We start from the raw sequence: 20,479 nt of genomic DNA on the forward strand, positions 1-20,479 counted from the left end.
GGTTCGGCCGAACTGCCGGCACCGTCGCCGTCAACGATGACCCTAGCCGAGTCCCCCCGCGCAGGACGCGGCGGGGCGCAACCTGAACGTTACCTAAATCGGATTATCGCGAGGTTTCCGCCGGTGCCGGGCAGGCGCGGCGCGCCCGCTTACGACACAAGACCTGAAGACCTTCGCAGTACGGACAATGACTCCCGAATCCAGCCAGAAGGCACGTCCCACCCCGAGGCGGTCCACGCCGCCCGCAGCGTGATTCAGTTCACCGGACCGGGTGAATCAGCAGGCCATCATCTCGGGGGTGACCGCCGCCTCGGTGTCCGGGATGCCGACGTCACGGGCCCGCTTGTCGGCGAGCGCCAGCAACCGCCGGATCCGCCCGGCGATGGCGTCCTTGGTCAGCGGCGGGTCGGCCAGCGCGCCCAGCTCCTCCAGCGACGCCTGCCGGTGCTCCAGCCGCAACCGCCCGGCCGAGGTCAGGTGGTTCGGCGCGTCCTCGGCGAGGATCTCCAGCGCCCGGGTGACCCGGGCCGCCGCGGCCACCGCCGCGCGAGCCGAGCGCCGCAGGTTGGCGTCGTCGAAGTTGGCGAGACGGTTGGCGGTGGCCCGCACCTCGCGGCGCACCCGGCGCTCCTCCCAGGCCAGCACGCTGGAGTGCGCGCCGATCCGGGTGAGCAGCGCGGCGATCGCGTCACCGTCCTTGATCACCACCCGGTCCACGCCGCGGACCTCGCGCTCCTTGGCGGTGATGCCGATCCGGCGGGCCGCGCCACGCAGGGCCAGCGCCGCCTCCGGGCCGGGGCAGGTTATCTCCAGGGCGCTCGACCGGCCCGGCTCGGTGAGCGAGCCGTGCGCCATGAAGGCACCCCGCCAGGCGGCCACCGCGCAGCAGACGTTCGCCGACACCACGTGCGGCGGCAGCCCGCGGACCGGACGGCCGCGCACGTCGAGCAGGCCGGTCTGCCGGGCCAGCGCCTCGCCGTCCTTGACGATCCGGACGATGTAGTGGCTGCCCTTGCGCAGCCCGCCGGAGGCCAGCACATGTACCTCGCTGGAGTAGCCGTAGACGTCGGCGATCTCCCGCCGGAGCCGGCGCGCCACCGCCCCGGTGTCGAGCTCAGCCTCGACGACCACCCGGCCGGAGACGATGTGCAACCCGCCGGCGAACCGGAGCAGGGAGGCCATCTCCGCCCGGCGACAGCAGGGCTTGGGCACGTCGACCCGGCTCAGCTCGTCTTTGACCGCTGCCGTCATCGCCATCGTGTTGTCACCTCATGCGCCGGATCAAGGACAGTGTGTGCCGCACTCATGCCAGGGATTAACGAGCGGCGCCCAATACTGGCACCAGTGCGACACCCAGTGCCTCAGGATCATGCCGTGGGCTTCCGTCCGCAACGGCGACGGGTGCCAATACCAACTCGGCTCCCATCCGCGAGGCGGCGACACGTACCGGTTCGGGCTCTCCTGCCCATTTCACGTCGGCCAGCACCGCGTCGACCCGGAGCTCGGGCAGGTAGCGGTGCAGGGTGCCGAGGTGCTCGGCCGCGGAGAGACCGTGCGTCTCCCGGTCGGTGCCCAGGTTGAGCGTGACCAGCCGCCGGGCCCGGCTCGCCACGATCGCCCGGGCCAGCCCGGGCACCAGCAGGTGCGGCAGCACGCTGGTGTACCAGCTGCCCGGACCGAAGATCAGCCAGTCGGCCTCCAGCACCGCCTGGACCGCCTGCGGGCAGGCCGGCGGGTCGGTCGGCTCCAGCCGCAACGCCTCCACCCGGCCGTCGGCGACCGCCACCGAGTGCTGCCCGCGGACGGTGACCAGCTCGTCCGGGCGATCCGGCTCGCCGATCGCCACGTCCGCCTCGATGCCGACCGCGTGCAGGGCCATCGGCAGCACCCGGCCGTGCGCGCCGACCATCGCGGCCGCGTGGTCCAGGGCCCGCACCGGGTCGCCGAGCATCTCCATCAGGCCGAGCAGCAGCAGGTTGCCGACCGTGTGCCCGGCCAGGGTGTCCTTGCTGCGGTCGGCCCGGCGCTCGAGCCGGGGGCCGCGGACCACCGGCTGCAGCGGAACGGCGCCCGGCTCCTGCATCGACACGAACCGGTGCTGCATCACCGTCGCGGTGAGCTGCGCGGTCGGGTGCTCGTCGGCCAGCGCCGCCAGGGCCTGCCGGAGGTCGCCCGGAGGCAGCAGGGCGTCCCGCTCGACCCGCAGGCGCCCGCTGGAGCCGCCGTCGTCACCGACCGTGACGATCGCCGTGATCTCCAGCGGAACCTCCGCCGAGGTGTACCGGAGCGCCCGCAGCGAGGCGCTCAGCCCGTGACCGCCGCCGAACGCCACCACCCGGACCGGCCGCTCCGGCCGGTCCGCTGGGCCGCTGACCGGGGCCGTCACTCGCGCCCCAGGTCGCGGTGCGAGGCGTGTGCCGAGAGGCGCATCGCACTCAGCCGCGAGGTCAACTCCTCGGTGATCGCCACGCTCCGGTGTTTGCCGCCGGTGCACCCGATCGCGACGGTCAGGTACCGCTTGCCCTCGCGCTCGAAACCGGGTGCGGTGGCCGCGATCAGGCCGGCGTAGGTCGCCACGAAGTCGGTGGCGCCCTCCTGACCCAGCACGTAGCTGCTCACGCCCTCCTCCAGACCGGTGTGCTCGCGCAGCTCCGGTACCCAGAACGGGTTGGGCAGGAACCGGGCGTCCAGCACGTAGTCGGCGTCGGGCGGCAGGCCGTACTTGAAGCCGAAGGAGAGCACGGTGATCCGCAACTTGCGCGCGTCCTCGCCGCCGAACAGCTCCTCCACCCGGCGGCGGAGCTGGTTGACGTTGAGGTGGCTGGTGTCGATTATCACGTCGGCGTGCTCGCGGGCCTCCTCGAGCAGCTTGCGCTCGGCGGCGATCCCGTCGGCCAGCCGGCCGTCGGCCTGCAGCGGGTGCGAGCGGCGGACCGACTCGAAGCGCCGGATCAGCACCTCGTCGTCGGCGTCCACGAAGACCACCCGCGGCGAGAAGCCCCGCTCCTTGAGGGCCCGCACCGCGCCCGTCAGGTCGGTGGAGAACGCGCGGCTGCGCACGTCCAGCACCATCGCGGTACGCCGGGCCGCGCCGCCGGCGGCGAAGGCCAGCTCGGCCATCTCCAGCATCAGCGCCTGCGGCAGGTTGTCGACCACGTAGAAACCGACGTTCTCCAGGGCCCGGGCCACCGTGCTGCGGCCACCGCCGGACAGCCCGGTGACCACCACCAGGTCGGTACCGGCCTCGTCCGGGTCGACCACGTCGCCGGGTCCGAACTCGGGCATCGCTTTCGTCACGCACGCCTCCCGCGTCGCTTAGCCCGCACACCTCAGGCGGACACAACATGGTAGGCCGACGGGTGCCGTTCCAGCCGCCGGACAGGTTGTCCGGCGGCGGGAACACGGCACCCCTCATCGGCCCCGATTCAGCTCTTCTCCGGGGCGTCCGCCGGATTCAGCGCGGCCAGCACCGCCTCGGCGGTCCGGCGGCCGATCCCCGGCACTTCGATAATCTCCTCCGGCGTGGCCGCGGCGAGCCGCTTCACCGATCCGAAGTGCCGCAGCAGCGCCTTGCGCCGGGTCTCCCCCAGCCCGGCGACGCTGTCCAGCGCCGACTCGGTCATCCGCTTGGCGCGGCGCTGCCGGTGGAACGTGATGGCGAACCGGTGCGCCTCGTCCCGTGCCCGTTGCAGCAGGTAGAGCGCCTCGGAGGTGCGCGGCAGGATGACCGGGAAGTCCTCCCCGGGCAGCCAGACCTCCTCCAGCCGCTTGGCCAGCCCGCACAGCGCCACATCCGTGACGCCCAACTCGGCCAGGACCGCGGCGGCCGCGTTCACCTGTGGCTGGCCGCCGTCCACCACGACCAGCTGCGGCGGGTACGCGAAGCGGCGCGGCTTCCCGGTCAGCGGGTCGATGCCGGGCAGCTCACCGGGCGTCTCGCCGGCCTCGTCCGGCTCGGGCGAGGCGCTCGGCGCGACCAGCGCCGGCGGGGCGCTCGGCGCGACCGGGCCGGCCTGCGCCCGGTACCGCGCGAACCGCCGGCGCATCACCTCGCTCATCGCGGAGAGATCGTCCATGCCGCTGCCGTCCGGGTTGCCCCGGATGGCGAACCGCCGGTACTCCGCCTTGCGGGCCAGGCCGTCCTCGAAGACCACCATCGAGGCGACCACGTCGGTGCCCTGGATCTGCGAGACGTCGTAGCACTCGATGCGCAGCGGCGCCGAGTCCAGCCCGAGCGCCTCGGCGATCTCCTCCAGGGCCTTGTTCCGAGTGGTCAGATCACCGGCCCGGCGCAGCTTGTGCCGCTGCAGCGACTCCCCGGCGTTGCGGGCCACGGTCTCCATCAGGGTGCGTTTGTCGCCGCGCTGCGGCACCCGCAGGCTGACCCGGCTGCCCCGGTGCCCGGAGAGCCAGTCGGCGAGCGCGTCGCTGTCCTCCGGCAGGGCCGGCACCAGCAGCTCACGGGGGACGTCGGCCTCGCCCTCCGACCCGCCGTACATCTGGCTGCAGAAGTGGTGCACCAGGTCGCCGGTGCTCAGCCCCTCGACCTTCTCCACCACCCAGCCGCGCTGGCCGCGAACCCGGCCGTCCCGGACGTGGAAGACCTGCACGGCCGCTTCCAGGGGATCCTCGGCGAAGGCGACCACGTCGGCGTCGGTGCCGTCGCCGAGCACCACGGTCTGTTTCTCCATGGCCCGGCGCAGCGCCGCGATGTCGTCGCGCAGCCGGGCCGCGCGCTCGAACTCCAGCTCCTCCGAGGCCTGCAGCATGTCGCGCTCGAGCCGCTTCACGAACGTGTCGGTGCGGCCGGCCATGAAGTCGCAGAAGTCGTCGACGATCTTGCGATGCTCCTCGGCGCTGACCCGGCCGACGCAGGGCGCCGAGCACTTGCCGATGTAACCGAGCAGGCAGGGGCGGCCGACCTGGCCGGACCGCTTGAAGACGCCGGACGAGCAGGTGCGCGCCGGGAAGACCCGCAGCAGCAGGTCGAGGGTCTCGCGAATGGCCCAGGCGTGCGAATACGGCCCGAAATAGCGGACGCCCTTGCGCTTGGCGCCGCGCATCACCTGCAGCCGGGGGAATTCCTCGTTCACGGTGACGGCGAGGAACGGGTACGACTTGTCGTCGCGGTACTTGACGTTGAAGCGCGGATCGAACTCCTTGATCCAGGAGAACTCGAGCTGCAGCGCCTCGACCTCGGTGCCGACCGTGACCCAGTCCACGCTGCCGGCGGTGGTCACCATCTGCTGGGTGCGCGCGTGCAGCGACCAGACGTCGGCGAAGTAGGAGTTCAGCCGGCTCCGGAGGCTCTTGGCCTTACCGACGTAGATGACCCGGCCGGCCGGGTCACGGAAGCGGTAGACGCCCGGGGAGTCGGGAATAGTACCGGGTGCTGGACGATAAGTGGACGGGTCTGGCACAACCACAACAGTAGTGCCAGGGACTGACATGATTGCCCGACCGGAGGTCCGGTGCCGCCGCCACGGCGCCGGATCTCCGGCCTGCGCGAAAACCGGCGTCAGGCCGCGACGATGTTGTCGCCGTCCACCTTGACCTTCGTCTCGGCCAGCGGCTTGGGAGCCGGGCCACCGGCCACCGAGCCGTCCTCGATCGAGAACTTGGCACCGTGGCACGGGCAGTTGATCGTGCCGTTCTTCACCTCGCCGACCTCGCAGCCCTGGTGCGTGCAGATCTTGGTGAAAGCCTTGAAGGTGCCCTGCGTGGGCTGGGTGATGACGTAGTCGCCCTGGATGATGCCGCCACCCGCGGGCACGTCGGCGACCAGCGCCAGGGCCGCGCCCGCCGCCGCGCCACCGCTGTCCCCGCCGGTGTTGCCGCCACCACCGGCCGCGGGGCCCTTGCTGCCGGCCGGAGCCGGGGTGGCGGCGTAGTCGGTGCCGTTCGGGTTGGTGCCGGTAGCGGTGCCGCAGGCGGCCAGGACCGCCGCGGCACCGAGGCCGCCGGCGCCCATGAGGACGACGCGGCGGGTCGATGCGGAGCCCGCCTGCTCGACCTGGGTGTCGGCGCCGGTCTCGGTCTGCACGTCAGTCATGTGTCGCCCTCCAGTACTGATGTCCGCGTCGGATGTCACGCGGAGTCGCCCCTGTGTACGCGGCCCGTGCCGCGATCGGTTCATGCGTGCGGTCAGATTTAACCGTGCTGTGCGCGCCGGCTTTCCCGCATTCGTACGCATACGCCGGGCCGGTTCGATCACTCGGGCCGAACAACCGACGCGCGGTAGACCTTAGGTGACCGACTTGGCGCGGTCGCTATGAGTCATCTAAAAAGTTCCTAAAATCAAATTTCCCGCAGTGGCGTACTTCGTCTCGCCGTCCACGTGCCGCGCTTCGATGACACCGCGGCGCCGCCCGGGGTTCCAGCCGGCGCCGAATCTCCCGGAACGGCGAGCACCCGAGCTCGATCCGGCCGGGCGCAGACGAGCGCGGCGGCCGGCTCGGGAGAGCCGACCGCCGCCGATCGTCGTGCCGGAATTTCCCGAGGACCGGGAAGGCCGTCAGACCGCGGTCTTCGCCCGGGACCGGGTGGCCCGCGGTTTCGCCGCGCTCGCCTTCTCGCCGTTGGCCTTGGCCCCCCGCGCCGTCGCGGCCGGTGCCCCGGCCCCGTCCCCGGTCAGCCCGAGCATGTGCCGCAGGAACTGCCCGGTGTGGCTCTCCGGCACCTCGGCCAGTTCCTCCGGGGTCCCGGCGGCCAGCACCAGGCCGCCCTTGCTGCCGCCCTCCGGACCCATGTCGATCAGCCAGTCGGCCGTCTTGATCACATCCAGGTTGTGCTCGATCGTGATCACCGTGTTGCCCTTGTCGACCAGCCCGTTGAGCACGATCAGCAGCTTGCGGATGTCCTCGAAGTGCAGGCCGGTGGTCGGCTCGTCGAGCACGTAGACGGTCCGTCCGGTGGAGCGTTTCTGCAGCTCGGAGGCGAGTTTGACGCGCTGCGCCTCACCGCCGGAGAGGGTGGTCGCGGGCTGACCCAGCCGCACGTACCCCAGGCCGACGTCGACCAGGGTGCGCAGGTGCCGGTGGATGGCCGGCAGCGCCGAGAAGAACTCGGCCCCCTCCTCGATCGACATCCCCAGCACCTCGGAGATGGTCTTGCCCTTGTAGTGCACCTCCAGGGTCTCCCGGTTGTACCGGGCGCCCTTGCACACCTCGCACGGGACGTACACGTCCGGCAGGAAGTTCATCTCGATCTTGATGGTGCCGTCGCCGGAGCAGTTCTCGCAGCGGCCGCCCTTGACGTTGAAGGAGAACCGGCCCGGACCATACCCCCGCACCTTGGCCTCGGCGGTCTCCGCGAACAGCTTGCGGATGTGGTCGAAGACACCGGTGTAGGTGGCCGGGTTGGACCGCGGCGTGCGCCCGATCGGCGACTGGTCCACGCCGACGACCTTGTCCACCAGGTCCAGCCCGGTGACCCGGGTGTGCCGGCCGGGAACCTGGCGGGCACCGTGGATCTGGTTCGCCATGACGGTGTGCAGGATGTCGTTGACCAGGGTCGACTTGCCCGAGCCGCTGACCCCGGTGACCGCGATGAACTGGCCGAGCGGGAACGGCACGGTCAGGTTCCGCAGGTTGTGCTCGCGGGCGCCGTGCACGACCACCTCGCGGTCCGCGGTCCGAGGACGCCGGGTCGCCGGCACCGGGATCGACTTGCGGCCGGACAGGTAGGCCCCGGTCGGCGACTGCTCGTTGGCCAGCAGCCCCTCGACGGTGCCGCTGTGCACGATGTGCCCACCGTGCTCCCCCGCGCCGGGGCCGATGTCGACGATCCAGTCCGCGGTGCGGATGGTGTCCTCGTCGTGCTCCACCACGATCAGCGTGTTGCCGAGGTTGCGGAGCCGGACCAGGGTCTCGATCAGCCGGTGGTTGTCCCGCTGGTGCAGGCCGATGGACGGCTCGTCGAGCACGTAGAGCACGCCGACCAGCCCGGAGCCGATCTGCGTGGCGAGCCGGATGCGCTGTGCCTCGCCGCCGGAGAGGGTGCCGGCGCCACGGTCCAGCGAGAGATAGTCCAGGCCGACGTCGACCAGGAAGCGCAGCCGGGCATTGATCTCCTTGAGCACCCGCTCGGCGATCAGCTTCTGCCGGTCGTCGAGCTCCAGCCCGGCGAGCAGGTCGGCGCACTCACCCACCGACAGGTTGCAGACGTCGGCGATGCTCTTGCCGGCCACGGTGACCGCGAGCACCTCGGGCTTGAGCCGGGCGCCGCCGCAGACCGAGCAGGGCACGTCGCGCATGTACCCCTCGTACTTGTCGCGCGACCAGTCACTCTCGGTGTCGTTGTGCCGCCGCTCGATCCACTGCACCACGCCCTCGAAGCCGGTGTAGTAGGAGCGCTCCCGGCCGTACTTGTTCCGGTACCGCACGTGGACCTGGTCCTCGGAGCCGTGCAGGATGGTCTTCTGCGCCCGGCTGGGCAGCGCCCGCCAGGGCGTGTCCAGCTTGAAGCCCTCGGCCTTGGCCAGCGCCTCCAGCAGCCGCAGGAAGTACTCCTGGGTGGTCCCGCCGGCCCACGGCTGGATCGCGCCCTCGCTGAGGCTCTTCTCCACGTCCGGGATGATCAGCTCGGGGTCGACCTCCTTCTTCGTACCGAGGCCGGAGCACTCGGGACAGGCGCCGTACGGCGCGTTGAAGGAGAAGACCCGCGGCTCGAGGTCCTCGATCGCCAGCGGATGATCGTTCGGACAGGCCAGGTGCTCGGAGAAGCGGCGCTCGCGCTCCGGGTCGTCCTCCGGCAGGTCGACGAAGTCGAGCAGGAGGATCCCGCCGGCCAGGCCGAGCGCGGACTCCACCGAGTCGGTCAGCCGCTGCTTGCTGCTCGTCTTGACGCTGAGCCGGTCGACCACCACCTCGATGGTGTGCTTCTCCTGCTTCTTCAGCTTCGGCGGCTCGGTGAGCGGGTGCACCACCCCGTTCACCCGGGCGCGGGCGTAGCCCTTGGCCTGAAGCTCGGCGAAGAGGTCGACATACTCCCCCTTGCGGCCGCGGACCACCGGCGCGAGGACCATGAAGCGGGTGCCCTCGGGCATCGCGAGGACCCGGTCGACGATCTGCTGCGGGGTCTGCCGGCTGATCCGCTCACCGCAGACCGGGCAGTGCGGGATGCCGGTGCGGGCGAAGAGGAGCCGCAGGTAGTCGTAGACCTCGGTGATGGTGCCGACGGTCGAACGCGGGTTGCGGGAGGTCGACTTCTGGTCGATCGAGACGGCCGGCGAGAGGCCCTCGATGAAGTCCACGTCCGGCTTGTCCATCTGGCCGAGGAACTGCCGCGCGTACGACGACAGGGACTCCACGTAGCGCCGCTGCCCCTCGGCGAAGATCGTGTCGAACGCGAGGCTGGACTTGCCCGAACCGGAGAGCCCGGTAAAGACGATCATGGCGTCGCGGGGCAGGTCGAGGTTGACGTCGCGCAGGTTGTGCTCGCGGGCGCCACGAATAGTCAGTCGGTCGGCCACAACTAGCCTCTCCGTACAGGTGTTTGAAAGCAACGAGCCACTCTAGCGACGGGGTCTGACATTTTTCGCCGGCCTAGGTGCAGCGCCTCCCACATGGCGGACATTCCCGCAGAACGGACCTTGGAACCTCACTCCCGCGGGTGATCCCCCACGACCCAGATCTCCACCCCGCCGACGACCCGGGACTCCCCCAGCGCGTCGACCAGCGTGGCCCGCAGCACCGCGGCGTTCTGGGCCTGCGGCACCAGCACCACGACCGCCGCCCGCCAGTACGCCAGGTCCTCGGCGATCTTCCCGCGGTCGGCCGCGGTCAACTCCGGGCGCCGGCCGGTCTCCTGGATCCGGGTGAGCAGTTCGGAGGTGAACCGGTGTGGCGCGCGCCACGACCCGGTGTCATCGCCGGGCGGGTCGGCCGGGCCCATGAAGTAGCCGCGCGGCACCGCGAAGTCCAGGTTCTCCAGGGTCGCCCAGCGCTGCGCGGCCCGCCCGACCGTGACGTCCGGCATCGGCACCGGCACCAGCGTCCGGCCCTCCGGCACGTACTGCTTCCAGGTCCCGGCGGTCAGGAAGGCGGGCAGCGGGTCGCCCTGGACGACCGGCAGCGGCTTCGGGAAGAGCGGGACCAGCGCGAGCGCCATGCCGATCCCGAACCACCGGCGGCGCACCGCGGTGAGCTCCCCCACCCGGTCGGCGGCCAGCGCCAGCAGGATCCCGGCGATCGTCGCCGGCACCATGGCGAACCGGGTGACGCTCACCAGGTCGATCACCGGCAGGTGGCTGACCAGCGCGAACGGCAGCGGGATAGAGGTGCGCACGCCGGCGACCCGCAGCTGCGGGCCCATCGAGACGACCAGCAGCACCAGCCCGGCGATCACCGCGGACCGGGCGGCCGCCGAACGCCAGAGCATCCGCGCCGACACGATGATCATCAAGAGACCGAACGGGCCGAAGAACGTGTTGTCCTCGGTGGCGCTCACGCTCAGTCGCTCGGCCACCGAGTCGACCCCGGCCACCGCCTGCCGCGGGTAGGCGGCCACCGAGAGCAGGTCGGTGACGAACTCGTCCGGCTTGAAGGGCTGCCCGTGGTAGTTGCCGGGAGCGAAGAACTGGTACCACAGCGGGTAGCCGGCGAGCACCAGCGAGGTCCCGGCGGCGACCCCGAGCCCGGCCAGGAACCGGCGGGCCACCTCGCGCACCTCCTGCGGCCGCAGGACGGCGTAGGACGCCACGAAGACGGCCAGGGTGAGCGCGATGAAGAGCAGCGTCTCCTCGTTGATGAAGATCTGCAGCACGATCAGGAGCCCGAGGACGATCCCGCCGCGCACCGCCCGGCCCGGCTCGCGCAGCCGCAGCACCTGCCACACGATCAGGGGCACCAGGTACTGGTTGACGAAGTTCAGGTGCCCGTTGGCGTGCGAGATCATCGTCGGCGCGAAGCCGCACCAGAGCGCGCCGAGCACCGCCGCCGGTCGGCTGCGGACCAGGTGACGGGCGAACAGCCAGTACCAGGCCGCCGCGGTGCCGGCCAGGCCGAGGGTGAGCACCAACGCGACCGAGACGCCGGCGCCCAGGAAGTGGGTGACCGGGGCGAGCGGCAGGCTCAGCGCCAGGATCGCGGTGTTCGCCATCATGTTCACGCCGACCGGCGCGTTCAACCGGCTCTCGAAGAACGGCGAGGCGCCGTCGAAGACCACCCGCTCGCCGTGGGCCAGCATGAACAGGAAGATGCCGTGGTCGTCGTCGTTGCCGTCGAGGACGCGACCGTTCGGATCGATCCAGAGGCGGATCATCACGAACACGGCGAGCGCCAGGAAGCTCAGCAGCACCCAGAGGTCGAACCGCCGCCACCCCGTGAACCCGGTCCGGGCCACTGTGGCGACCGTCTCATCCTGCTTTTCGAGCATCTCTTCCGCCGCTTGCATCGGGCGGATTCTGCCAGAGCCCCCTGGTAATCACCCAAACCCCGGGGGCGGGCGGTCCGGCCCGCTTGCGCTTTTCAGACCCGCTTTCCGGTACGCACCCCGGGCTGCCGGATGCCGCCACGGTCGTACCGGAAAGCGGGTTTCATCTCAGTTGTGCCTTCGGCGTGGGGCCGTCGCCAGCCGGACCGAGCGCCGCCGGCTCTCCACCGCGACCTCGCGGTGCAGCTTGCGCCAGCTCGCCAGGCGGCGCGGCGGCAGCAGGCCGTCGGCGAGCGCGCTCTGGACGGCGCACCCCGGCTCGGACTCGTGACGGCAGTTGTCGAAGCGGCAACGATCGGCCAGCTCGATCACGTCGGCGAACGCCCGGTCCAGCCCGGACCCGGTGTCGAGCAGACCGACCCCGCGGATGCCCGGGGTGTCGACCACGCAGCCGCCGCCCGGGACGGTGATCAGATTTCGCCACGCAGTCGTGTGCCGGCCCTTGCCGTCGGCGTCCCGGATCGCCTGCACCGGCATCACCGCCGTCCCGGCCAGCGCGTTCGCCAGGGTCGACTTGCCAGCGCCGGAGCGGCCGAGCAGGGCCAGCGTGCGGCCCGGGGCGACCAGTTCCCGTAGCCGGTCGAGGCCGGCGCCGCGTTGGACGCTGACCGGTATCACCGGGACGTCGGGGGCCAGGGCGGCGAGTTGCCGGGCCACCGCTTCGGGGTCGCGGACGGTGTCGCTCTTGGTGAGCACCAGCACAGGGTCGGCGCCGGACTCCCAGGCGAGGGCGAGCAGCCGCTCGACGCGAGCGTCGTTCGGCTCCGGGAAGATCGGCTCGACCACCGCGACGGTGTCCATGTTGGCGGCCAGCACCTGGCCGGAGGCGTCCTTGTCGGCGGTGCGCCGGATCAGCCTGGTGCGCCGGGGCAGCACCAGCTCGAGCGTGACCCGGCGGTCGGGCCAGTTGCGCAGCACCACCCAGTCGCCGGCGCAGGGCAGCAGGGCGGGGTCGCGGGCGGCCTCGAGCAGCGCGTTGCCACCGAGACTGGCGCGGGTCACGCCGCCGGCGGTGAGCACCGTGCTGATCCCGCGATCGGCGCGCAACACCCGTCCGGGGACGGTGTCGGGGCGGTCATAAGGACGGTACGAGGATGTGAACGTGTCGTCCCAGCCGAGCTGGGACAGGTCGAATGACATGGGAACCCTTTACGGTCGAGAGGGGGCGGAGGCCCCCGGGTGAAGGGACGCGACAACAACGGACAGCACGTGCCTCACCTCCTCCGCGGGTTCGATCAAAGCGGCGCGTCTCGGGTCGACGGTACGGTCACCCTCAGCGCCGCGAAAGTGAATTCCGCGGGCCTGTGGACAGAGCCCGGCGAAGTGCCCGGGACCGGCTAGGGTCGTTCCGTGACGATCGACCCGCTGGTCCTGATGACCGACGTTGAGCAGGCCACCGAGGCGTTGCTGCGGACCGCCGAGGGGCTGGACGACTCGGTGATCGGCGAGCCGTCCGCACTGCCCGGCTGGACGGTGGGGCACGTCCTCACCCACGTCGCGCGTAACGCCGACGCCTACACCAACCTGCTGACCTGGGCGCGCACCGGCGTCGAGACCCCGCCGTACGCGTCGGTCGAGGCGCGGACCGCCGGCATCGAGGCCGGCGCCGGCCGGCCTCTCGCCGAGCAGATCGCCGACCTCCGCGCCGCCCACGAGCGGTTCGCCGACGCGGCCGCCGCCATGCCGGCCACCGCCTGGACGTTCCGGTTCCCGGCGGTCGTCCCCTCCGCGGCCGTCGTGCCGTGGGCCCGGCTGCGCGAGGTCGAGGTGCACCACGTCGACCTGGGCCGGGGCTACACGCCGGTGGACTGGTCCGACGCGTTCGCCCTGCGGCTGCTCCGGGAGATCGCCGGCGACCTGCCGGCCTCGGCCCCGGCGATGGTGCTGCACCCGGCCGGAGTGGACCATCCACTGGTGATCGGCTCGCCCTCCGGCGCGGCCGAGGCCCCGGCGATCGGCGGCCCGACCCGCTCGATCGCGGCGTGGCTGGCCGGCCGGGCCGACGGCGCCGACCTGACCGTCTCACCCGACGGCGAGCTCCCCCAGCCCGCTCGGTGGAAGTGACTCTCTCCGGAGGTGGAAATGACCCAGGAATACACCGGCGAGGCGCCCGGCACCCGTGATCTCGGTGGCGGGCTCACCCTGACCAAGGTGTCGGTCGGCCCCATGGACAACAACGCCTACCTGTTGCGCGCCGGCTCCGAGCAGTTGCTGATCGACGCCGCGAACGACGCCCCCGAGCTGCTGAAACTGATCGGCGACGCGGGCCTGCGGACGGTGGTGACCACGCACCAGCACCGGGACCACTGGTTCGCCCTGGACGACGTGGTGAAGGCGACCGGCGCGAGGTCGCTGGCCCACGCCGCCGACGCCGGCTCGCTGCCGGTGGTCACCGGCACCCTGCGGGACGGCGATGTGATCGAGATCGGCGAGCACACCCTGGAGGTGATCCATGTGGTCGGTCACACGCCCGGCTCGGTGGTGCTGGCCTACCAGGAGCCCGGCGGCGGCCGCGTCCACCTGTTCACCGGCGACAGCCTCTTCCCCGGTGGGGTCGGCAACACCCGCGGTGTCAAGACGGACTTCGAGTCGCTGATCAACGACGTGGAGCACAAGCTCTTCGACCGGTTCCCGGACGACACCTGGTTCTACCCGGGCCACGGCAAGGACTCCACACTCGGCGCCGAGCGCCCACACCTGGCCGAGTGGCGCGAGCGCGGCTGGTGACGCCGTCTCCCTCAGCGTTGGGCGGGCGAGGGGTTGTCGCCGGTGCCGGGGCGGGATCCGGGCACCGGCCGGAAGAGATAGTTGTTGGCGTGCGCGCACACCCGCTCGGTCGCCTTCCAGCCGCGCTGCCAGGCGTACATGGAATATCCGCGAGTGGTCAGCCAGGAGACCACGTCGTCGGGTGAGTACTCGTAGCGCGCGGTGTGCCGGGCCTCGATCTCGATGAGCATGGTGGGCCGGAACCGGGCGATGGTCTCCGCTCCGCCGGTCAGGACGTGCAGTTCGCCACCCTCCACGTCGATCTTGACAAAGTCCAGGCGGGTCAACCGCTCGGTGGCGCAGAGGCCGTCCAGGGTCAGCACGTCGACGAGCAGGTCCGCGTGCAGGTCGTACTCGTCGTTGGAACCCACCCCGTGGCTCTCCCAGTCGAGAAAGGACCGGCTGGTGGCCGGGCCCCGCGAGCCGAACGGCACCCGCATCGCGGCCCGGCCCGGCTCGGCGCCCAGCGCCGCCGCGTGGTGGTGGACGTTGCCGCGCCGCCGGGCGCCGAGGACCCGGGACCAGAACGGGTGGGAGAAGGTCAGCGGCTCGACGCTGTGCACCACCCCGCCCGCTCCGACCAGGTGCGACAACGCCTGGCTGTAGAGGCCGGCGGCCGAACCCACGTCCACGCAGACGTCGCCCGGGCGGACCAGGCCGCGCAGGGTGTGCAGTTCGGTGTCGAGATACCGGGTGTGCCGGGACAGCGCGCTGGTCACCGCGTTGGTCAGGGCCGGCCGGTCGAGGCGGAGCATGAGTTCTCCCGAGGTCACGGATCGTGGGGTGGGAGCTGTGACCGTAGGCAACCGGCGGCCCGCGCACATCGGCTCGCGGGCTTACACCCGTGGGCTCATCCCGCTGAGACCAGACCCGCCTCGTAGGCGATGATCACCAGTTGCACCCGGTCACGGGCGTCCAGCTTGGTGAAGAGGCGCGCCACGTGCGCCTTGGCGGTGGCCGGGCTGATGTGCAGGTCGGCGGCGATCTCCGCGTTCGACCTGCCCCGGCCGACCAGGGTGAGCACCTCCTGCTCCCGCTCGGTGATGCCGGCGACCGACCGCGAGGGCGCGGCCGGCTCGGACCCCCGGGCCGCCCGGCCCGGGGACCCGGCGTCCCGGCCCCGCGACCCGGCATCCCGGCTCGGCGACTGGGCGGTGAACTGCTCGATCAGCCGCCGGGTGACGCTCGGGGCGATCAGCGCGTCACCGGCGGCGACGACCCGGATGGCTCCGAGGATGTCGTCCAGGGCCATGTCCTTGACAAGGAAGCCGCTGGCGCCGGCCCGCAGCGCGGCGTACACGTACTCGTCGTCGTCGAAGGTGGTGAGAATGAGCACCCGGGCCGGGTCCGGGCCCGCCATGAGATGCCGGGTCGCCTCGATGCCGTCCATCACCGGCATCCGGATGTCCATCACGATCACGTCGGGCCGATGCTCCCTGGCCAGCCGCACGGCCTCGGCACCCGTGCCCGCCTCACCGACGACGCTCAGGTCGCCGGTGTCGGCGATGAGCACCCGCAGCCCACTGCGGATCAGCGGCTGGTCGTCGGCGAGCAGCACCCGGACGCTCATCGCGCCTCCACGGGGATCGGGATCCGGGCGGCGACCCGGAACCCGCCCACCGGCCCGGGACCGGCGCTGAACTCACCGTTCAACAGGCTGACCCGTTCCCGCATGCCCGGGATGCCGTAGCCGGGGCCCGGCTCGCCACCCCGCCCGTCGTCGGTGATCTCGATGGAGAGCTCGCCCGGCCGCCGGTCGACGGTCACGTCGCACCGGCCGGTGCCGGCATGCCGGATCACGTTGGTCACCGCCTCCTGGATGACCCGGAACGCGGACAGGTCGATGTCGGGCGGCAGCGGCCCCGGATCGCCGTGCCGGTGCAGGCCGACCTGGACGCCGGCGTCGGCGGTCCGGCCGACGAGGCCGTCCAGGTCCGCCAGCCCGGGCGCCGGGTCCAGCGGTGCCGTGCCAGGTCCGGGATCGGAGCGGCGCAGCGAGCCGAGGATCCGGCGCAGCGCGGCCAGCGTCTCCCGGCTGGTCTCCTCGATCGTGGCCAGCGAGTTGCGCGCCTCGGCGGGCTGGGTGTCGATCACCCGGCGACCGACCCCTGCCTGAACCGCGATCACCCCGATGCTGTGCGCGATCAGGTCGTGCAGCTCACGCGCGATCCGCAACCGCTCCGCCTGCACCGCCCGGGCCTCGGCCTGTTCCCGCTCGGCGGCCGCGTACCGGCGGCGCTGCCGGACCGAATAGCCGATCACCCAGGCCGTGACGACCGCCATGACCTCGACCGTGAACACCGAGGGCATCGCGGTGCCGGACCAATCGATCAGAGAGAGCGCCACCTGAACGCCGGCCGCCAGGAACGCGGCGAGGATCGAGACGCGCCGGGACCGGGCCGATGCCACGAACCCCACCGCGATGTAGGTCACGACGGCGGCGATGACCGCGATGGTCCGCCCATACCACTCGTTGTGCAGGACCAGGACCACGGCGACCCCGCCGAGCAGGATCGACAGCAGGGCCGCGATCGGGGCTCGGCGGAGCAAGCCGAACGGCAGCAGCATGGACAAGCCGATCAGGGCCACCCGCAGCGACTGGTCACCGCCCGGCGCTGTCGCGGCCAGGAACAGCGCGATCGGGAACAGCAGGCCGCCGGCCCAGGCCAGCCAGGCGGGACGGCGGGGAACAGGGACGGACATGCGGCGATCGTAATCAGGCGGGCGGGTCCGGACATCGGCTCGCGGGCGTACGCCGACGGGCTACCGACGCTGTGATCCACGGGCCGATGTGACGGCTCCGCGGTCCCGGCAGGTTGAACGGCATGATTGACGCCACCGTCCGAATGCGACGGTTCCGACGCCTGCGTACCCTCCTGGCCGTCACGGCGGTCGTCGTGGCCCCCTCGGCCGGCTCCGCGCTGGCCGCCCCGGGAACCGCGCCGGCGGCGGCCCCGGCGGGAGTCGCCGCGTGGCGTGCCGACCACCGTCACCTTCCGGACCCGGTGACCGCCGCGCCCGCCGAGGTGGGGCGCTTCCTGTCCACGGCCGGGCACGCCGAGCGGCTCGCCCTGGTCGCCGCGCATCCCCGGGTGCTCGGCAACCTGGACGGCGCGCCGGTGGCCCTGCGCTACGCGGCGAACCGGTTGTCCATGCGCGCGACCGGCGTGGCGTATCCCGATCCCGGCGGCGACTATCTGCTGTTCGACCCGCGGGGCCGGGGCCGGGTCGCGCAGGTCTTCGGTGACCTGTCGGCGGCGGACCGGATCGCCGTCCTGGTGCCCGGCATGAGCAATCGGCTGGCGAACTTCTGGTCCGGGGTGGGCGGCCGGTCGTACCGGTCCCCCGCGCTCCAGGCCGCCGACCTGTACCGGGCGATGACCGCGGCGGCACCCGCCGGCCGCCGGTTCGCGGTGATCGCCTGGCTCGGCTACGACACCCCGCAGGGGGTCGACGAGGCCAAGCGGGAGGACCTGGCCAAGGCGGGCGGTGTCGCGCTGGCCCGGTTCGTGGACGGGCTGGTGACGGTCCGCCCGGAGGCGACGATCGCGCTGCTGGGGCACAGCTACGGATCGACCGTGATCGGCCGGGCCGCGGCGCGGCTGTCCCCGCGGGTGACCGACCTCGCGGTGTTCGGCAGCCCGGGAATGGGTGTGCGCACCGCCGCTGAGTTGGGCACGGGCGCACGGATCTGGGCCGGGCGGAGCGCTCGGGACTGGGTTCGCTGGGTGCCGGGCGTGCGGTGGCTCGGCATCGGGCACGGGACCGCGCCGACCCGTCCAGGGTTCGGCGCCCGGGTGTTCGCCACCGCGGACGTGACCGATCACGATCACTACCTGGCGCCCGGCACCGATTCACTGGCCGAGCTGGCCCGGATCGCCCGGTCATGATCGCGAGCTGGAGGTCGCGGGTGCGGGCGGCCACCCCGGTGGACCGGGACCGGACGGTCGACGCGCTCCGGGCGTACGCCGTCGTGGGTGTGATTCTCGGTCATTGGCTGGTCTCCGCCCTGGTCAGCGAGGCCGAGCGGCCGGCGGTCTGGCAGGGCGCGAGCCCGCTGCCGGATCATCCGGCGCTGGTCCCGGCGACCTGGTTCCTGCAGACGCTGGGCCCGTTCTTCTTCGCCGGCGGGTACGCGGCGGCGCGCGGCCTCCGGTCCCGGCCGCCGGGCTCCTGGCTGACCACCCGGTTCGCCCGGCTGGTCCGGCCGGTCGCGGTGCTCGCCGCGGTGTGGCTGCCGGCCCTGCTGCTGCTCCGCGTCACCGGGGCGCCGGAGAGCACCCGGCACGTGGTCCGGTCGCTGGTCACGCACCCGATGTGGTTCCTGCTGGTGTACCTGGTGCTGACCGCGCTCACCCCGCTGCTACGGGCGGCCGTGATCCGCTGGCGAACGTGGCCGGTCCTGCCCCTGGCCGCGCTCATCGCGGCCGGCGACTCCGGCTGGGTGTCCTGGCCGTCCCCGGTCGCCGCGCCGGTCGGCTGGGCGGTGCCCTACCTGCTGGGGATCGCACTGGCCGAGGGCGTCCTGCCACGCCGGACCGGGCTCGTCCTGGCACCGGCCGGCGTGATCGCCGGGGCCGCCCTGGTCCTCCTGGCCGGCTATCCGGCCAGTGCGGTGGGCGTGCCCGGTGCCGGCCGGTCGAACCTCGACCCGCCGTCCCTGTTCGCGCTGGCCCTGGCGGCGGTCCAGATCGGCGTGTTCCTGCTGGTCCGGCCGGGGCTGGCCGGGCTGCTGCGGCGGCCGGCCGTCTGGGCGCCGGTCGCGGTGCTCAACCTCGCCGCGATGACCCTGTACTGCTGGCATCAGACGGCATTGCTGCTGGTCACCTTCGGAGGTCTGCTCGCGGGTCCGCTGCCCGGCCTGCTGGACCCGCCGGACGGCGCATGGCCGGTGTACCGGCTCCTCTGGTTGCCGGTCTTCGGCCTCACGCTGGCCGGCCTCTGCCGCCTGTTCCACCGCTTCGAGCGCCCGAAGCCGGCCGGCCGGTAGGGGCACCACCGCGCCGGACCCGGGCGATCGCGCACCCGGATCCGGCGTCACGTCAATACCGCCCGATCAGCCCCGGCCCTGCTTCGCGTTCGGGTTCACGTGGATGCCCGCGGCGAACTGGGCGATCTCGTCGGCCGACCAGCCGATCCCGTCCCAGACCTGGATCTGCAGGTTGACTCCGTTCTGCTGTGGAACGTAGAGCGTCCGGCCGTCCTTGTCGCCCTCCTTCTTGACCAGAATGCCCTTCTGATCGCCGACCTTGACGGTCTCGCCCTCGGGCGTTCCCTTCTCGTCGACCGACTGGAGCATCACCGCGACCTTGCCGACGAAGCTGTCCGGATCGGTGTCGGCGACGTTGCCCTGCGGGTCGGCGCTGTTCCGGGGCTGGGCGCCGATCGGGCCCAGGACCAGCGAGTACTCGGTGATGCCCTGAACCTCCCAACCCGCCGGGACCTTGTCCACGGAGAAGCCGGCGGGCTGCTCCCCGGTGTAGGCGACCAGGCGGAACGAATCGGCCGTGGTGGCGGTGGGCGCTCCACCGGCCGTCGGGACGGAGCCGGTGGGGGTGCCCGTGGTGGTGAACGCGAAGGCCGCCGCGGCGACAGCGACCACGAGGGCCGAGCCGGCAGCGCCCCGCAGGCCCCGGCGGCGGCGCAGGGCGGCGCGGCCCCGGGCCAGGTCGGCGTCGGCCTGGACGGTAGTGGGTTCGGCCGGCTCTCCGGCCAGATCGGCAAGCTGATCACGCAGATTCATCATCGAAATGCTCTCTTCAGCGGTGGGCGAACGCGGGGTTCTCTCCGATGACCACCCGGAGCCGGTCGAGGGCCCGGGAGGTCTGGCTCTTCACCGTTCCCTCGGAGCATCCGAGGGCGTCGGCGGTGTCAGCGACGTCGAGGTCGTAGACGTAACGGAAGACCAGTGCCGCCCGCATCCGTGGGGGCAGCTGTTTCAGGGCCGCGCGCAGCCCGTCCGCCACTTCGCCCTGCCGGGCCGGCTCCGCCGCGGGAAGATCCGGCACGTCTGCCATCGACTCCTCCCGCCGCCGCCACCAGCGCCGCCGTTCGTCGGTCAACGCGTTGACCATGACCCGGCGCAGGTAACCCTCCGGATTGTCGGCCTGCCGGAATGCCGGCCAGGCGACGTAGAGCTTGGTCAGCACCGACTGGACCAGGTCCTCTGCCAGGTGGGCGTCGCCCGCCGTGAGCAGGGTGGCGGTGCGCACCAGGCCGGATCTCCGGGACACCACGAAGCGGTGGAACTGCTCGTCACGCTCGCTTCTCACGAGTCCTC

17 protein-coding genes are annotated in these 20,479 nt (G+C 72.2%); 4 read left to right on the plus strand and 13 right to left on the minus strand.

Translation table 11 applies throughout. The annotated features are described in order from the left end of the window. Window positions 1-276 precede the first annotated feature (276 nt). The 8 genes from whiA to rsgA form a co-directional block, all read right to left on the minus strand. Window positions 277-1,257 carry a DNA-binding protein WhiA gene (whiA, locus tag CHC09_RS07360; protein WP_089292210.1) on the minus strand — a complete coding sequence of 327 codons (981 nt, stop codon included), beginning with the start codon at window positions 1,255-1,257 and terminating at the stop codon, window positions 277-279. Window positions 1,258-1,315: 58 nt separating this feature from the next. Further along, a complete protein-coding gene (locus CHC09_RS07365; RefSeq protein WP_089292211.1) occupies window positions 1,316-2,386 on the minus strand; it encodes a gluconeogenesis factor YvcK family protein in 1,071 nt (356 codons plus the stop codon). Next, complete coding sequence (rapZ, locus tag CHC09_RS07370) at window positions 2,383-3,285, minus strand: RNase adapter RapZ (RefSeq protein ID WP_089292212.1); 903 nt, start codon at window positions 3,283-3,285, stop codon at window positions 2,383-2,385. Before rapZ ends, CHC09_RS07365 begins: the two co-directional genes overlap by 4 nt. Window positions 3,286-3,425: 140 nt before the next feature. Further along, window positions 3,426-5,420: an excinuclease ABC subunit UvrC gene (gene uvrC / locus CHC09_RS07375; protein ID WP_089292213.1), complete on the minus strand. Its 1,995-nt coding sequence runs from the start codon at window positions 5,418-5,420 to the stop codon at window positions 3,426-3,428. A gap of 98 nt (window positions 5,421-5,518) precedes the next feature. Next, window positions 5,519-6,052, minus strand: a complete 534-nt coding sequence (locus CHC09_RS07380) for a Rieske (2Fe-2S) protein (protein ID WP_089292214.1) — start codon at window positions 6,050-6,052, stop codon at window positions 5,519-5,521. Window positions 6,053-6,514: 462 nt separating this feature from the next. Then, window positions 6,515-9,472 (minus strand): excinuclease ABC subunit UvrA, encoded by a 2,958-nt coding sequence (uvrA, locus tag CHC09_RS07385; protein WP_089292215.1) that lies wholly within the window; start codon window positions 9,470-9,472, stop codon window positions 6,515-6,517. A 128-nt stretch (window positions 9,473-9,600) separates the two neighbouring features. Then, window positions 9,601-11,394 carry a glycosyltransferase family protein gene (locus tag CHC09_RS07390; protein WP_089292216.1) on the minus strand — a complete coding sequence of 598 codons (1,794 nt, stop codon included), beginning with the start codon at window positions 11,392-11,394 and terminating at the stop codon, window positions 9,601-9,603. A gap of 147 nt (window positions 11,395-11,541) precedes the next feature. Beyond that, entirely contained in the window at window positions 11,542-12,573 is a 1,032-nt protein-coding gene (gene rsgA / locus CHC09_RS07395; protein ID WP_089292217.1) for a ribosome small subunit-dependent GTPase A, read from the minus strand. A gap of 210 nt (window positions 12,574-12,783) precedes the next feature. On the opposite strand from rsgA, the gene CHC09_RS07400 reads away from it, so the two are divergent. Next, window positions 12,784-13,497 carry a maleylpyruvate isomerase family mycothiol-dependent enzyme gene (locus CHC09_RS07400; RefSeq protein WP_089292218.1) on the plus strand — a complete coding sequence of 238 codons (714 nt, stop codon included), beginning with the start codon at window positions 12,784-12,786 and terminating at the stop codon, window positions 13,495-13,497. 18 nt (window positions 13,498-13,515) lie between these two features. After that, window positions 13,516-14,160: an MBL fold metallo-hydrolase gene (locus tag CHC09_RS07405; RefSeq protein WP_089292219.1), complete on the plus strand. Its 645-nt coding sequence runs from the start codon at window positions 13,516-13,518 to the stop codon at window positions 14,158-14,160. Window positions 14,161-14,171: 11 nt separating this feature from the next. Here the strand turns inward: CHC09_RS07405 and CHC09_RS07410 are convergent, their stop codons facing one another. From CHC09_RS07410 to CHC09_RS07420, 3 genes are all read right to left on the minus strand, one after another. Next, window positions 14,172-14,954 (minus strand): FkbM family methyltransferase, encoded by a 783-nt coding sequence (locus CHC09_RS07410; RefSeq protein ID WP_179276972.1) that lies wholly within the window; start codon window positions 14,952-14,954, stop codon window positions 14,172-14,174. Window positions 14,955-15,049: 95 nt separating this feature from the next. Next, the gene (locus tag CHC09_RS07415) at window positions 15,050-15,769 is read right to left on the minus strand and encodes a response regulator (RefSeq protein ID WP_089292221.1); all 720 of its coding nucleotides are present in this window, start codon (window positions 15,767-15,769) and stop codon (window positions 15,050-15,052) included. Further along, on the minus strand, window positions 15,766-16,902 hold the full coding sequence (locus CHC09_RS07420) for a sensor histidine kinase (RefSeq protein WP_089292222.1): 1,137 nt from the start codon (window positions 16,900-16,902) through the stop codon (window positions 15,766-15,768). The genes CHC09_RS07415 and CHC09_RS07420 overlap by 4 nt, the downstream gene beginning before the upstream one ends. Before the next feature lie 122 nt (window positions 16,903-17,024). Between CHC09_RS07420 and CHC09_RS07425 the strand changes: the two genes are divergently transcribed. Both CHC09_RS07425 and CHC09_RS07430 read left to right on the plus strand, forming a co-directional pair. After that, window positions 17,025-18,089: an alpha/beta hydrolase gene (locus tag CHC09_RS07425; protein WP_203833054.1), complete on the plus strand. Its 1,065-nt coding sequence runs from the start codon at window positions 17,025-17,027 to the stop codon at window positions 18,087-18,089. Continuing rightward, window positions 18,086-19,189, plus strand: coding sequence for an acyltransferase family protein (locus tag CHC09_RS07430; RefSeq protein ID WP_089292224.1), 1,104 nt, complete (start codon window positions 18,086-18,088; stop codon window positions 19,187-19,189). The genes CHC09_RS07425 and CHC09_RS07430 overlap by 4 nt, the downstream gene beginning before the upstream one ends. A 66-nt stretch (window positions 19,190-19,255) precedes the next feature. Here the strand turns inward: CHC09_RS07430 and CHC09_RS07435 are convergent, their stop codons facing one another. Further along, window positions 19,256-19,942 carry a hypothetical protein gene (locus CHC09_RS07435; protein ID WP_143232233.1) on the minus strand — a complete coding sequence of 229 codons (687 nt, stop codon included), beginning with the start codon at window positions 19,940-19,942 and terminating at the stop codon, window positions 19,256-19,258. 16 nt (window positions 19,943-19,958) lie between these two features. Then, window positions 19,959-20,471 carry a SigE family RNA polymerase sigma factor gene (locus CHC09_RS07440; protein WP_089292226.1) on the minus strand — a complete coding sequence of 171 codons (513 nt, stop codon included), beginning with the start codon at window positions 20,469-20,471 and terminating at the stop codon, window positions 19,959-19,961. Window positions 20,472-20,479: the final 8 nt, after the last annotated feature.

It is taken from the genome of Actinoplanes regularis, assembly GCF_900188005.1.
GTDB lineage: Bacteria > Actinomycetota > Actinomycetes > Mycobacteriales > Micromonosporaceae > Actinoplanes > Actinoplanes regularis.